General features: G+C 69.4%; 10 protein-coding genes. 2 read left to right on the top strand and 8 right to left on the bottom strand.

The genetic code is table 11. From position 1 onward, the window contains the following. Positions 1–16 precede the first annotated feature (16 nt). Complete coding sequence (locus tag SB4_RS03125) at positions 17–868, bottom strand: energy transducer TonB (protein WP_058751370.1); 852 nt, start codon at positions 866–868, stop codon at positions 17–19. Positions 869–949: 81 nt separating this feature from the next. Between SB4_RS03125 and argJ the strand changes: the two genes are divergently transcribed. After that, the gene (argJ, locus tag SB4_RS03120) at positions 950–2176 is read left to right on the top strand and encodes a bifunctional glutamate N-acetyltransferase/amino-acid acetyltransferase ArgJ (RefSeq protein WP_058751369.1); all 1227 of its coding nucleotides are present in this window, start codon (positions 950–952) and stop codon (positions 2174–2176) included. A gap of 5 nt (positions 2177–2181) precedes the next feature. Continuing rightward, complete coding sequence (locus SB4_RS03115) at positions 2182–2793, top strand: glutathione S-transferase family protein (RefSeq protein WP_058751368.1); 612 nt, start codon at positions 2182–2184, stop codon at positions 2791–2793. A 239-nt stretch (positions 2794–3032) separates the two neighbouring features. Here the strand turns inward: SB4_RS03115 and trxA are convergent, their stop codons facing one another. From trxA to SB4_RS03080, 7 genes are all read right to left on the bottom strand, one after another. Next, the gene (trxA, locus tag SB4_RS03110; protein ID WP_058715935.1) at positions 3033–3353 is read right to left on the bottom strand and encodes a thioredoxin; all 321 of its coding nucleotides are present in this window, start codon (positions 3351–3353) and stop codon (positions 3033–3035) included. A 52-nt stretch (positions 3354–3405) separates the two neighbouring features. Beyond that, positions 3406–6846 carry a double-strand break repair helicase AddA gene (gene addA / locus SB4_RS03105; protein ID WP_058751399.1) on the bottom strand — a complete coding sequence of 1147 codons (3441 nt, stop codon included), beginning with the start codon at positions 6844–6846 and terminating at the stop codon, positions 3406–3408. Between the two features lie 63 nt (positions 6847–6909). After that, positions 6910–9864 (bottom strand): PD-(D/E)XK nuclease family protein, encoded by a 2955-nt coding sequence (locus SB4_RS03100; protein WP_058751367.1) that lies wholly within the window; start codon positions 9862–9864, stop codon positions 6910–6912. Beyond that, positions 9857–10612: a nucleotidyltransferase family protein gene (locus tag SB4_RS03095; RefSeq protein WP_058751366.1), complete on the bottom strand. Its 756-nt coding sequence runs from the start codon at positions 10610–10612 to the stop codon at positions 9857–9859. The genes SB4_RS03100 and SB4_RS03095 overlap by 8 nt, the downstream gene beginning before the upstream one ends. Next, positions 10609–11577, bottom strand: coding sequence for an aminoglycoside phosphotransferase family protein (locus tag SB4_RS03090; RefSeq protein WP_082669922.1), 969 nt, complete (start codon positions 11575–11577; stop codon positions 10609–10611). The genes SB4_RS03095 and SB4_RS03090 overlap by 4 nt, the downstream gene beginning before the upstream one ends. Then, complete coding sequence (gene tsaE / locus SB4_RS03085; protein WP_058751364.1) at positions 11574–12020, bottom strand: tRNA (adenosine(37)-N6)-threonylcarbamoyltransferase complex ATPase subunit type 1 TsaE; 447 nt, start codon at positions 12018–12020, stop codon at positions 11574–11576. Before tsaE ends, SB4_RS03090 begins: the two co-directional genes overlap by 4 nt. After that, the gene (locus SB4_RS03080; protein ID WP_058751363.1) at positions 12017–14389 is read right to left on the bottom strand and encodes a sensor histidine kinase; all 2373 of its coding nucleotides are present in this window, start codon (positions 14387–14389) and stop codon (positions 12017–12019) included. Before SB4_RS03080 ends, tsaE begins: the two co-directional genes overlap by 4 nt. Positions 14390–14463: the final 74 nt, after the last annotated feature.

Below are 14463 nucleotides of genomic sequence, written 5' to 3'. Positions count from 1 at the left end.
CAGATACGGCACAGGCTTATCGAGCGCTGCCCAGAACGCGATAGCCCATACGGAACAGAGCATTCTCCCGGCGCCAAGACGGGTCGACGGCCACGACCGTTTCGTCGCCGCATGGTATGAGCATCGGCACGCTGGCCTCCCAGACCCGCTGGTCACGCTGGCAATTGACCCGCTTCTTCTCGGGCGTCACCACATAGCTGACATTCATGTCATTCAGCACGACCATGTCCCGAGGCCAGGCAGGGATGGCATGGCCCGCCAGGCTCGGCGCATAATCGACGAAGAACCGCCCCTCCAACCGCTGGACGGGGGGCCTGCCGCTGTGGTGTGTAACGGCTTCGACGATCTGCCGGGCGAACCCGGTGCAGACAGCATGACCCAGCGGCAAAGCGTGCTGGTCCATGGGCAGCCCCCCGTAACAGCTGAGCACCCGGCCATCGGGCTCGACGGTGACGCGCAGGGTGGCGGGCAGCAAGGCATCGGATGCCCTCACCGTGTCGGACTCGCGTCCCCCATCGGGCAATTGCCAATGAATTCGGAGCCTGTAGTGGCTCGCCACGGTCGCGCCCCGGCGATCCCTTGCCGCCCGGAACAAGCCGGTGTTCGATACGGCGAGATGGCATGTCTCCTCGGCCAGCGACGCCGCAGCCGACTCCACGATGCGGCAATCGGTAACCTGCCCCTGACGATCGACCGTCAGGTCGGCGACGACACGGCCCTGCTCGCGGGCACGGATCGCGGCTGGCGGATAATTGTCGGGGCCGAAGACGACGCCCATGTCGCCGACCAGTTCGGGCCTGGGCGCATCGTCCGTTTGCACGGGCGCGTCCTGCACCAGCAGCATCAACCCCAGCACCCAGAGCGCCATCTCGATTCCTCCAGCCAAAATCGCTCGACGGCCTATCACACCCGTTGCAGCCCGCGCGCGCAAGCGGCAAAGCACAGGGCCATGAGCACCGCCACCTCGCCCCTCGCCCAGCCCTTCCCCGCCCTGCCCGCCATCGACGGCGTGACGCTGCGCGTCGCCCGGGCGCGGTACAAGAATTGGGATCGCTGCGACCTCACCTTCGTCACGCTGCCCGAGGGGACCAGTGTCGCGGGTGTGCTGACCACCAGCAAATGCCCCAGCCCGGAGGTGGAATGGTGTCGCCAGGCGCTGGTCCTGGGCCAGGCGCGCGCGCTGGTCGTGAATGCGGGCAACTCCAACGCCTTTACCGGCCATCGAGGCCGCGCCGCCGTGGAAGCCATTGCCGCCCGCGCCGCCGCCTCGGTCGGGTGCCAGCCCTCCGACGTGTTCGTCGCCTCGACCGGGGTGATCGGAGTTCCACTCCCCATCGACAAGGCCGAAGCGGGGCTGGACGCCGCCTTCACCGCCGAGCCGTGCGGCTGGGAGGATGCCGCCGCGACGATCATGACCACCGACACCTTTGCCAAGGGCGCGACGACCACCGCTGTCGTCGATGGTCGCACGGTGACTCTGGCCGGGATCATCAAGGGGTCGGGCATGATCGCGCCGGACATGGCGACGATGCTCGGCTTCATCTTCACCGACGCCGCCGTCTCGCCCGAATTCCTGCAACGCGCGCTGAGCGCCGCCAATGGCCGCAGCTTTTCGTGCATCACGGTCGATGGCGACACCTCGACCAGCGACACGGTGCTGGCCTTCGCGACGGGCAAGGTGGGCAATGCGCCGCTGGTCGATGACGAGAGCGACGGGGCGGATGCCTTCCGCGCGGCGCTGGCCGATCTGTGTCACCAGCTTGCGCTGCTGGTCGTACGCGACGGCGAGGGCGCGACCAAGCTGATCGAGATCCGGGTCGAGGGCGCGGAGAGCGACCGCTCGGCGCACCGCATCGCCCTGTCGATCGCCAACTCGCCGCTGGTGAAGACCGCCATTGCGGGCGAAGACGCCAATTGGGGCCGTGTCGTCATGGCCGTCGGCAAGGCAGGCGAACCGGCCGAGCGCGACAAGCTGTCGATCCGCTTCGGCGAGACGCTGGTGGCGAAGGACGGCCTCGCGGTCGAAGGCTATGACGAAGCCCCGGTCGCCAACCATCTGAAGGGACAGGAGATCGCGGTCGGCGTCGACCTGGGCCTCGGCGAAGGCGTCGCCACGGTTTGGACCTGTGACCTGACCCACGGCTATATCTCGATCAACGCCGATTACCGGAGCTGAGGCGCATGCTGACCATCTGGGGCCGCCTCAACTCGCATAACGTCAAGAAGGTCGTGTGGCTGGCCGAGGAGATGGGGCTGGCCTATGACCGGCGCGATGTGGGCGGCGCATTTGGCATGGATGAGGCATACCGCGCGCTCAACCCCAATGCGCTGATCCCCACGATCGAAGATGACGGCTTCGTCCTGTGGGAGTCGAACAGCATCCTGCGTTACCTGGCGGCGAGCCATGGCGGCGAGGCTTTCTATCCGGTGGCCCCGCATGCGCGCGCGTCGGTGGAGCGCTGGATGGACTGGAACTTTACCTGGGCGGATGCGATCCGGCCGATCTTCTTCCAAATGGTGCGCACCGCACCCGAAAAGCGTGACGCCGCGCTGATCGAGCGAAGCGTGGCGCGCGCGGCGGGGCTGTCCGCGATCCTCGACGACGTGCTGGGGCGGCAGGAGTGGCTGTCCGGCGATGGTTTCGGGATCGGCGATATTCCGGTCGCGGCCTATGCGAATACGTGGTTCCAGCTGCCGGTGGAGCGGCCCTCGCGACCGAATATGGAGCGGTGGTATGCCTCGCTACAGGAGCGCGCGCCGTTTCGCGACGTGGTGATGATCCCGCTGAGTTGAATTCAATAAAAAGCCCCTCCCGCAATTGGGAGGGGCTTTGGGAAGGGAAATGCCGCGAGCGATGGTCTCGGTGAGACCTCCTGCCCTCCCCCATCCCCTCCCGTCTACGGGAGGGGCGTGCCAAGCGGCACGCGCGGGCTCTATAAACCGTCTTCCTGCTTCCTCCCCTCCCGCAGGCGGGAGGGGACCGAGGGGAGGGAATGGTGTCTCACCGAGACCGTCCCGAAACCGTCTACACCTTACAGCGCGCCTTCCAGCCAGGCCTTGATCCGGCCCTTGGGCTCGGCACCGACCTTGGTCGCGGCGGCCGCGCCGCCCTTGAACAGGATCATCGTCGGAATGCCGCGCACGCCGTAACGGCCGGGCGCGTCGGGATTGTCATCGATGTTCAGCTTGGCGATCGTCACCTGCTCGCCCAGTTCGTCCGACAGCTCTTCCAGCGACGGGCCGATCATCTTGCACGGTCCACACCACTCGGCCCAGAAATCGACCAGCACCGGCTTGTCGGAGTTCAGGACGTCCGCCTCGAAGCTGGCGTCGGTGATCTGCTTGGTTGCCATGTCTATTACACTCCTTGAATTGCGATCCATGTAAGACGCCGGGTTCGAGGGCTCAACCACCCAAGGCCAAGCTTTGCTCCCCGTCGCGATAGCGCGGCTTGTGAGCGGCCAGTACCGCGTCCGGCACGGTGATCAGGCGCGGCCCCGCCGTGTAGAGCAGCGAGACTGACACGGCCCGGCCCGGAAAGATGACCTCCAGCGCGGCGGCATAGCCCGCCATTTGCGCCAGATGGAATACCGGCACGTCATCGATCCCGCCGGGCGCGCGTCGGCCGGTCTTATAGTCGATCAGCCGGATCTCCTCCGCCCCGATCAGCAACCGGTCGACCCGGCCCGATACGACCAGGCCGTTGGCGAGGGTCGCCGCGATCGGTGCCTCCGCCAGCGAATCCGGGCCGAACAGCGGCGCAAAGGCCGGGTCGTCGAGGATCGCGAACACCGCCCCCGTCACATCCGCGCGCAGGGCGGCATCCTCGACCCCTGCGGCCTGGATCAGCCAACGCTCGGCCGCCCCGCGCCGCTGGTCGGCTGCGACCGGGGGCAGGCGTTCGAGCAGGCAGTGGATCAACCGTCCGCGCTCCGCGGCCGCGCGCATCGCGGGCGTCGGGGGCGGATCGGCGACCATATCCTCACCCAGGGACGATGGCGCGAGCGGACGCGGCGGGCGCGACTCCTGCGGCGCGGGCGCGTGGACCCATTCGGGCAGTGCGATCACTTCACGCTGGGTCGACACGGCTTTGGTCGCGCGCGGCGCCACCGGGTCCTGCGGCGCGCTGCCAATGAAGAGCCGCGACCGGCCGTCGCCCGGCTCGACCTCCGGCACGCCCAAAGCGGTCATCGCGCGTGCACAGGTCGCGTACCAGCTGTGCATCGGCGGCACGCCCGCCGCCCGCTTGCCGAGCGCGCCGGTGATCACCAACTGTTCCTCCGCGCGCGTCGCTGCGACGTAGAACAGCCGCCAATGCTCGGCCAGCTCGCGCGCGGCGATCTCGGCGGCGACCGCATCCAGCGGCCCGCCCCGTTCGTCGGCGCGTGGCGGGAAGACCGGGATCGGCAAGGCCCCCGGTTCGGGCGTCCAGCGCAGGATCGAACGTGGGCTCGCGGTCGGATCGGCGGTGGCGTCGGCCAGGATGACCAGCGGCGCCTGCAATCCCTTCGACCCATGCGCGGTCATCACCCGCACCGCGTCCAGCGGCGCGGACGGATCGCGCACGATCTCGACATCGCCGCGATCGAACCAGTCGAGGAAGCGCTGGAGCGAAGGCGTCGTCGTGCTCTCGAAGGTCAGCGCGGCGTTGAGCAGTTCCTCGATCGGATCGCGCGCCTCGGTCCCCAGCCGCCGGATCAGCTTGCGCCGCCCGTCGAGCGGCCCCGACAACAACTCTTCCAGAAACTGGTACGGCGTCGACACATCGGCCCGCGCGAGCATCTGGCGGAGCGGCGCCAGATCCTCAGGCGGCAAGGTCCGCGTCAGATGCGCCCAGAGCGAGCCCCGCTCCCGGTGCCCCGCCGTCATCAACCGATCCTGCGACCAGCCGATCAGCGGCGACACGAGCAGCGAGGCCAGCGACAGGTCATCCTCGGGCTGGAGCGCGAACCGCACCGTCGCCAGCAGGTCCTGCACCGCCAGCGGCGCATTCAGCCGCAGCCGGTCGACACCCGCCACCGGCACCCCCTCGGCATAGAGCCGAGCGACGATCAACGAGGCGAGGTCGCCGCGCCGCTTGACCAGGATCATGATGTCCTGCGGCTCGAGCCTGCGGCCCTTGCTCTCCAGCATCACGCCATCGTCCAGCCAGCGACGGACGGCGCGCGCGATGTCGGTCGCGACCTTGCGCACCGCGTCGTCGATCCAGCCTTCCTCATCCTCGTCGCTGCCACCCGCCACGACCGGCGGCCAGAGCGTGACGCGGCCCGGCCCCTTCACCTCGCTGGCATGGCGTTCGACCTCGCCCACCATCCCCATGCCGGGTTCGCCCAGCGCCTCGATCGCGGCGTCGACGAACTCCAAGATCGGCGTGGTCGAGCGGAAGCTATGGGTCAGCGACAGCTGGTTGAACGGCAGCCCGCGCTCCTCGGGCGGCCATTCGTCATCGCCCGCCACCTCGCCCGCACGCCGCGCAAAATGCAGCTCGGCCGCCTGGAAGTTGATCGGGTCGGTGCCCTGAAAGCCGAAGATCGCCTGTTTGTGATCGCCGACCGTGAACAGCGTCCGTGTCGAGGGCGCATAGAGCCCGCGCCCGACAAAGAACTCGTCCGCCAGCGCGCGGACGATACGCCACTGATGCGCATTGGTGTCCTGCGCCTCGTCGATCAGGACATGCTCGGTCACCTGGTCGAGCTTGTAGCGGACCCATTCACCGATGCCGGGCCGCTCCAGCAGCTCGACGGTGGTGCGGATCAGGTCGTCGAAGTCGACCGCCCCGATGGCGCGCTTCGACAGGGTATAAGCGCGCGCATAGTCACGACCTACGGTCAGCGCATCGGCGAGCAGATCGGCATGACGCGCCCGTGCCGCCAGGCCGAGGAGGTGGCGACACGCCTCGCCCAATTCGCGCGCCATGTCCTCGTAATCGGGATCGGCGTCGGTCAGCTTCTTGGACGCCTTGCGCGGTTCGCCCTTCGCGGTGAAGACCGTGCCCATCAGTTCTTCGAGCGAAGCCACCCGCCCCGCCCGGTCGCTAGCGATCCAGCGCTCCAGCACCGCCGCCGCCTTGTCGCCGGTCGCAGTGCCCCAGGCGCGGTTCGCCCCCGCCAGCCGGACCACCGCGTCCTCGTCGATATCCTCGACACCCTCGGCAATCGCCTCGTCGATGTCGCCCGACGGCAGGTCGAGCGCACGGCGGAGCCAGGGCTGGATACCGGTTGGCAACGCCTCCAGCGCGCCCGGCGCACGGGCGCAGGCGGCGAGGAAGGCTTCCGCCCCGCCCTCGCCCAGCCGCAACGACAGCGCGCCGACCGTCTCGACCGGGCCGACCCGGCCCTCGCGCTCGGCGTTTTCCAGCATCCGGGCCAATGCCTCGCGTGCCAACACCGCCTCCTCGCGCGCCTCCAGCGGGCGGAAGCCCGGCGCAAGGCCCGCCTCGACCGGGAAGGCCGCGAGCAGCCCCTGGCAGAAGCCGTGAATGGTCTGGATACGCAATCCGCCGCCCGGCGCGTCGAGCACACGGGCAAACAGCGTCCGCGCCCGCTCGCGCAAGTCCGGGGTCGCCGTCTCACCCAGCGCGCGGAGGTCGGCGAACAGCTCGGTCTCGGGCATCCGCACCCAGGCGGCGAGGCGGCCGTTGATCCGCTGCGCCATCTCCGCCGCACCCGCCTTGGTGAAGGTCAGGCACAAGATCGCCTCAGGCGCGACACCCGCCAGCAGCAGGCGGAACACGCGGGCAGCCAGCACCTGCGTCTTGCCCGTGCCCGCCGAGGCGGACAGCCAGACATGGGCTTTGGGGTCGCTGGCGGCGGCCTGCGCGCCCTTCAGCGGCGGCAGATTGGCCATGGGACGCGCGCTCACTGGCCCACGCTCCACAGGCGGGAGTCCCCGTCCGCTACCGCTGCACGATCACCGATCACGGCCATACCATTCATCCCGCCGCATCAGCTGGTCATATTCCGCATAGGGCGCATATTCGGGCACCAGCTTGGCGGTGAAGGGCGCGTCGCCCGTCAGCCACTGGCCCGCCGCCTCGGCAAAGTTCGCCGCCGCGATGGCGACGAACTCGTCGGTCCGTATCCGCTCGCGCTTACCATCGGGATCGACCGGCGTCGCGATATAGCCCAGCCCCTCGCGCCCGCGCCCCAGCGACCAATATTCAAAGCCGCCCGCCTTGCCCGTCACGCCCTGGAACCCGCCCCGCTCGGCGATCAGGCCGAGCAGGCCGAGCTGCAGGCTGAACCCCTCGCGCACCGCCGTGGTCGAGGGTGGCTTGCCGGTCTTATAGTCGATCACCACCAGCGATCCGTCCGCCGCCCTGTCGATCCGGTCGAACCGGCCGGTCAGCGTGACGCCCGCGAGCTTCGCCTCGCCCTTGCCCTCGGCGCTCAGGACATGGCGTCCCTCGCCCGCCTTGGCGGCGACCTCGGCGGCGATCCAGTCGATCGCCTCGATCAGCCGGGGCTGCCACAGCGCACGCATCATCGGATGGGTATTCTGGTCGCGCAGCATCGCCAGCGCGCGGGGGCGAAGCGCCTCGACGTCACAGCGATCCTCCTTCCACCACATCTCCAGGACGTCGTGGACGGCGGTTCCGCGCCACGCCGCACTGGGATCGGCATCGACCGGATCGAGAGGCGACAGGCGCAACACGCGGCGCGCATAGAAGGCATAAGGATCGGCCTTCAGCCGGTCCACCTCGGTCACTGAAATGGTGGTGGGGCGAAGCGCGGCGGGCGGCTTGGGCGCGGGCCGGTCGACCGGAGCGTAATCCTCCGGGCGATCAAGCTCGACCGCCCAAGCAGCCAAGCTCGGATGCGCCTCGAACCGATCGCCCGCCATCGCCTGAAGCCGCAGCCAGAAACGCGAGGCCAGGGTCGGCCCGCTGGCATCGCGGCGGGCGCGGGTCAGGATCGCGCGGGGTGCCCCCATCGCCTGCGCCAGATCGTGCGCGGCGATGCCGATCCGCTGCTCCAGCCCGACCAGCCCCAAGAGCGAACGGATACGCGGCGCCAGCCACGGATCGGGCGCGGGTCGGCCCGGCCAGACACCCTCGTTCAGGCCGCTTGCGATCATCAGGTCGGCGGTCTGGAGACGCGCCTCGATCGGGCCGTATATGGCGAGGCGCGGATGCTGGCCTTCACGCGGGATGGCGCGGATGGCGATCTCGTCGAACAGGCTGCGCAGCAGGCCTGGCAGTTCGGCCGGGTCGACCCGCGCGGGGCCATGATCGGCCTGTTCCTCATAAGCCGCCAAAAACTCGGCCGCCGCGCGTCCTGCCGGGCCGGTCCATAGCGCATCGCCGCACAACGTCTGCCCACACTCGCGCAGACAGGCGAGCAGCCCACGCAACGATTGCGGCCCATCGCCAAAGGTCCGGCCCACCGCCTCCAGCATCGGCGCCGCCTTGGCCCAGAAGGCGGACGCGGGCGGCTTGTCGGCGACATGCGCGGCGATGCCGTCCAGCCCCGGCGCAGGGCGCGGCCCCCGCAGCGCCCGATCGAGCGCGCGGACGCCGTCGAGCCACTCGACCCGATCCATCTCCCCCCGGATCAGCGGATGCTTGAGGAGCGCCAGCAGCGGCAGGGGCGCGAAATGCTGTGCCGCCGCTTCGGCCAGTTGCAGCAGGAAGGTGCCCGGCAACAGGATCGACAAAGGCCGCCCGGCCGTATCGTCGATCAGGATGTTCCAGCGCCGACAATGAGCCGCCACCCGCCGCGCCAGCGCGCGGTCGGGGGTGACGAGCGCGGCGGTACGACCCGGCTCCTCGACCGCCTCGCGTAGCGCCAGCGCGATGGCCTGCGCCTCTTCCGCCGGGGTGGCGAGTTCGATGGTGGAGACGCCCGACAGCCGCCGGTCTTCGGCAGGCAGATCGGTCCATTTGCCGGTAAAATCTGCCGGGGCCATGGCGTTGGCGATGGCCCGTCCGCGCGCAGAGCCTGCATCATAATCGCCGCCACCGCGCCAGACCGTCACCTCGCCCCGCGCGACGCTCATCCGGTCGAGCAGCAGCTTCAACGCATATTGCGGATGGGTCTCGACCGACCGGCGGGTGCGACCCGTCTGGGGATCGGGCTTGTGCGGGCCCAGCGAATCCCACTCTTCGTCGGGCATGGTCAGGTCCAGCCCGGCGAACACCACCGATCCGCCCGGCATCTCCGACACGCAGCGCAGCAGCCGCGCGACCGCAGGCGCGGTATCGGTGACACCCGCCGCACAGACGAACCCGGCGGGCTGGGCCTCGCGCCACCGCGCGGCAACCCGGTCGAGCAACAGGGTTCGCCGCCTCGCCGCGTCGATCCGCCCCATCTTCGCCAGCACGGCGGGCCAGCGGTCGAGCACCACCGAAAAGGTCGCCAATGCCGACTGCCAATGCTCGGTCAGCTCGGGACCCAGGTCGAGCTGGGCCAGTTCCGCCGGATCGACCTCCTCGACCAGCATCTGGTCCAGCGTGCGCGCCAGATCGCCCGCCAGCCTGACGGCCTCCGCCGCCGTCACCGGCTGGCCCGCCCGCTGCCGCTCCTGCTCGACGAGCCGCGCCAGGATCATCCGGCGCGCCGACGGCGCGATGGCGGGTGGCGGCGGGGCTTCGGCATCGGCGGGATCGAGCGCGGAGCCGGCCGCTTCACCCAGTTCAGGATCGCCCAGCGCCACCATGCGCGGCAGGATCAGGCCGCCGCCGCTCGCGCGCACGAACGCCTCGGTCACCGCGCGGACACCGCGATTGGTCGGCAGCAGGATCATGCCCTGCGCCAGCGTCAGCGGATCGCCCCCGGTGCGCCGCATCAATCCGGCGACCAGCGCATCGGCGAACCCGCGATGCGCCGGAATGGTATGGAGCCTCGGGCGGCGGGGTTCAGCCATCCGAGAGGATCAGCTCCGTCTGCGGAATGGCACGCGGGGTGCCGACATCGAACCACAGCCCCTGATGAACTTGGCCGAAGGCACGTCCCGCCTCGATCGCGCGGTTCCAGAACAGGTTGGTCGAGAACGGCCCCTCGGGCGCGTCCGCGATCAGGCGGGGATGCAGGATCTGAAGCCCGGTATAGGAAAAGGGCGCGACCCGGCTACGCGCTCGGCGAGCGGTAATCCGGCCATCGGCACCCAGATAGAAATCGCCCTGCCCATCATGATTGTGCGCCCGCGCCAGCGGCACCATCAGCAGCAGCGCGTCCATCGTCGCGTCGTCCCAGCGCGAGGCGAGCAGGCGGATCGCATCGACCGGCCCGTCGATCCACAAATTGTCGCTGTTGATGACCAGGATCGGCTCATCGCCCAGCAAAGGCCTGGCCTTGACCAGCCCGCCACCGGTTTCGAGCAACTGCTCGCGCTCGTCGGAGATGATGACCTCGATCCCCGGAAAACGATCCTTCAGATGCGCTTCGAGCTGGTCGGCGAGATAATGGACATTGACCACTGCCCGTTCCACCCCAGCCGCGACCAGCCGGTCGAAGACATGATCGATCAACGGCTTGCCCGCCACCGAGACCAGCGGCTTGGGCCGCGTGGCGGTCAGCGGGCGCATCCGCTTGCCCAGCCCCGCCGCCATCACCATCGCGGTGCGCGGCACCCGGCCACCGGGGGTCGGGCGGATCGAGAGCTGGCGGGTCATTGCGAGAGCACCTTCGGGTCGCCGCGCAGTTCGGGCGGCACGTTATCGTCGAACCAGGCGGCCACCGGGGCCAGCACCGGATGCGTCAGGTCACGTTCCAGATAGGCCCAGACGCGCGGGCACAGCGCGGCATAACGCGGCTTGCCGTCGCGCTTCCACAGGCGGGTGAAGATGCCGATGATCTTGGCGTTCCGCTGCGCACCCAGGACATGATAGGCGTTCAGGAACGCATCGCCCTCGCCGGTCGCGGCCAGATAGCGCTTGAGCATCGCCTCTTCGATCGACGGCTCGACATCGCGCCGCGCATCCTGGAGCAGCGAAACAAGGTCATAGGCCGGATGCCCCGCCAGCGCGTCCTGAAAGTCGAGCAGGCCCAGCGTCCGCCCGGGCCCGACCAGCATCAGGTTCTCGACATGATAATCACGCAGCACGGTGACGGGCTTGTCGGCCAGCGCATGGGCGAACACCTGATCCCAGGCGGCACGATAGCCCTCGACATCGACGTCGAGGCCAACGGCGGGCGTGTACCATTCGGGCAAGAGCGCCGCCTCACGGTGGAGGACGGCGGTGTCGTACGGTGCCAATCCCTCGGGGGCGTGGTTTCGCAGCGCGGCGAGCAGGTCGACCGCATCGCTATAGAGTTGCACCGTCACGTCGGGATCGGCCTCAATCGCCTCGCGCATCCGGTCGTCGCCGAAATCCTCGATCAGGACCAGGCCGCGCGCTTCGTCGGCACCCAGGATCGCTGGCGCAGCAAAGCCCTTGCCGACCAGCCAGCGCGCGATGGCGATGAAGGGGCGCGGGTCCTCATGCGGCGGCGGCGCGTCCATCAGGACGGCACGGCGCGCCTCCAGCGTCACCCGGAAATAACGGCGAAACGAGGCATCTCCGGCGAGCGGGGCGATCACCGCCCCCTCCCATCCCAGCGTCGTCAGAAAGGCGGCGGCATCCGCCGGCGGGGTCATATCGGCCATCGGTTTTCCCAGCCCGAGGGCACTTGCGCTGTCAAGATGCGTCCGCCGTCCGGGTCCATCTCCAGGGTCAGCGCCAGCGCCTGCGGCCATACCCCCTCGCCCGCCCGGTCCGGCCATTCGACGATCAGCGCGGAGTCCCACAAGGCTTCGTCCAGCCCCAGTTCCTCCATCTGCTCCGGCCCGTCGAGCCGGTACAGGTCGACATGAAGGACCGGAAACACCGTCTCGGGCGGGGCATAGGGCTGGACGATCGCGAAGCTGGGGCTCGGGGCTTCGCCGGGCAGGCCAAGCGCGGCGAGCAGCCCGCGCGCCAGACTGGTCTTGCCCGCTCCCAGCGCCCCGGTCAGCGTCACGACGTCACCCGGCTGGATATGCGCGGCCAAGCGGCGGCCGAAATCCTCGGTGGCGGCGGCATCGGCCAGCCGGATCGTCATGGCTTTTCCTTTTCGCTCACGCGCCGGGGCAGTTCGACCGTGACCAGCGTACCCTCGCCCGGTTCGGACAACAGGGTGATGGTGCCGCCATGCGCCTCGACGAACTGCTTGGCGAGCGGCAGGCCCAGGCCCAGCGCGCGTTCGCCGGTCGCCTTGATCCCAGGCTCGGCAAAGCGGTCGAAGGCGCGGGCGACCGATGCGGCGTCCATGCCCTGTCCGTCGTCCGACACCACGATCCGCGCGCGCGCCGAATCGCCATCGGCATGGAGCAGGATGCGCCCGCCTTCAGGCGTCTGTTCGACCGCGTGGCGGAGCAGATGCTCGATGGTTTCCTGCAACCGGCGACGATCGCCGGTGATGCGCCCCAAGGAGCGCTGAATTTCAATGGCGAAGTCCAGCTTGCGCCGCCCCGCGATCGGCCGGATCGTGTCCGCCGCTGCGCGCGCGACGCGGGCCAGCTCCACATCCTCGCGCGTGATCTCGGCATCCGCCTGCATCCGGGTCAGGTCGAGCACGTCGTCGACCAGCAGGCCCAGCCGCTCGGTCGATTCCAAAATTGCCTCGACATAGGTCGTCGCGGTGTCGGGCAAGGGCCCGGCGAAACCGCCGTGCAGCATCTCCGCAAAACCGCTGATCGAGGTCAGCGGCGTGCGCAGTTCATAGCTCATATTGGCGACGAAGGCGGTCTTCACCTTGTCCGCCGCCTCCAGCGCGTCGGCACGGTCGCGCAAGGCCTGCTCGGCCCGCCTGCTGTCGGTGATGTCCAGCAGGGTGAACAGCGCATTGCCGTCGGGCAGCGGCACGCCCGCGAACTCGAAATGCCGCCCATCGGCAAAGGCGACACGCCCGCCGCGCTGCTGCCGTTCGAGCGTGGCCGAGCGGACCAGATCGACGATCAGGCCCGACCGCCCCGGCGTCGCCAGCCTCTCGGCAATGCGCTCTGCAAAGGTGTCGACGCGCGGATGGCTGGTCAGGAAATCCTCCTCCAGCCCCCACAGCGCGCGGAAACGGTTGTTCCACAACTGCAACCGGCCATCGGCGGCGAACACGCCGAGCGCCTCGAACAAATTGTCGAAAGTCGCGGTGCGCACCCGGAGCAGCGTGTCGCGCGCGGAGGCCAGTTGCACCTCCTCGGTCCGATCCTCGAAGATCACGAGCAGCCCGCCATCGGGCAGCGGCTGCGCCACGACGCGCAGATGCGTGCCGCCGGGCAGATGCCATTGCTCCTCGATGCCCGTTCCCGCCTGGCGGAACCACTCGATCCGCTCCGCCTTCCAGCCGGGGAAATCGCGGACCTCGGGGCTGCGATTGGCCTCGCGCATCCGCTCCAGGATACGGTCGAACTCCGGGTGATCAGCCAGCCATTCGGTGCGCATCGCAAACATGCGGCGGAAGGGCTGGTTGCAGAAGACCAGGCCGCGATCCGGCCCGAAATGCGCCACCGCCGCTGACAGCCGGTCGAGCATCGCGCGCTGCGCCTCGGCGAAACGCTTGGCCCCGGCGCGCGACTGTTCCAGGTCCTCGATATCGACCGCGAAGCCCGCAATACCCCCGGTAGGCAACGGCACGTCGAAGATGCGCAAGGCCCGGCGCGCGCCATCGATGGTCGCGGGCAATACCTGTTCGTGCGGCCGCCCCTGGTCGCGCGCCGCCGCCGCCCCGGCAAGCGGACCACCGCGTCCCGATCCCTCGACCAGTTCCAGGCCGCGTCCGACGACATCGGCGGCATCGCGCCCCTCGACCGCCTCGACATAGGCGCTGTTGACCATGGCGAGCCGCAGGTCGGTGCCGCGATACCACATGGGCAACGGCGCCGCCTCGATCAGCCCGGTCAGCGCCTGGAAGGCGTCGCCCAGCCGCCGTGCCTCGGCATCCAGACGCGCGATTTCGTCCTGCGCCTCGGTCATGTCGAACGCCCAGATGACGACCTCGCCCGCCGCGCCCTGATCCGCCGGTGCGCGCGCGCCCTCGAACAACAGGGTGCGCGTCGATCCCTGCGGGCGAACGACCCGGCGGAAGCGCCGCCCCGTCTTCTGCGCCGCGTTCAGATCGGCGGCGAGCAGCGCCCGGTCCTCCGCCGTCAGCCCGGCATCGTCGCTCGACAATTCCTCCAGGAAACGCGCCGCATCGATCAGGCCCAGCCAGTCGGCCAGGCGCGGCGGCATCTCCACCCGACCGTCGGTGCGGATCACCATCGGCTGGGCGGGCCCCGAGCGCATCAGCGCATCGAGCCGGTCGCGCTCCAGCCGCACGGTCGACGCCTCCGACCGCGCGCGAATGCCGAGGAACAGCAGGACCATGCCCAGGATAATGATCCCGCACGCCCCCGCGCCCAGCAGAACCGCCTCGACGTTACCGATCGTGATCATCCGTGAGGGTCTGGGCGAGGACGCTGCATCGGCCCATCTCTAGCGCGATCGGCGGGCGATACGCCATATGCAAG

This window comes from Sphingomonas sanguinis, from assembly GCF_001476905.1.
GTDB lineage: Bacteria > Pseudomonadota > Alphaproteobacteria > Sphingomonadales > Sphingomonadaceae > Sphingomonas > Sphingomonas sanguinis_B.
The sequence above is the reverse complement of the archived record's forward strand: the minus strand, read 5'-3'. Positions and strand labels throughout refer to the sequence as shown.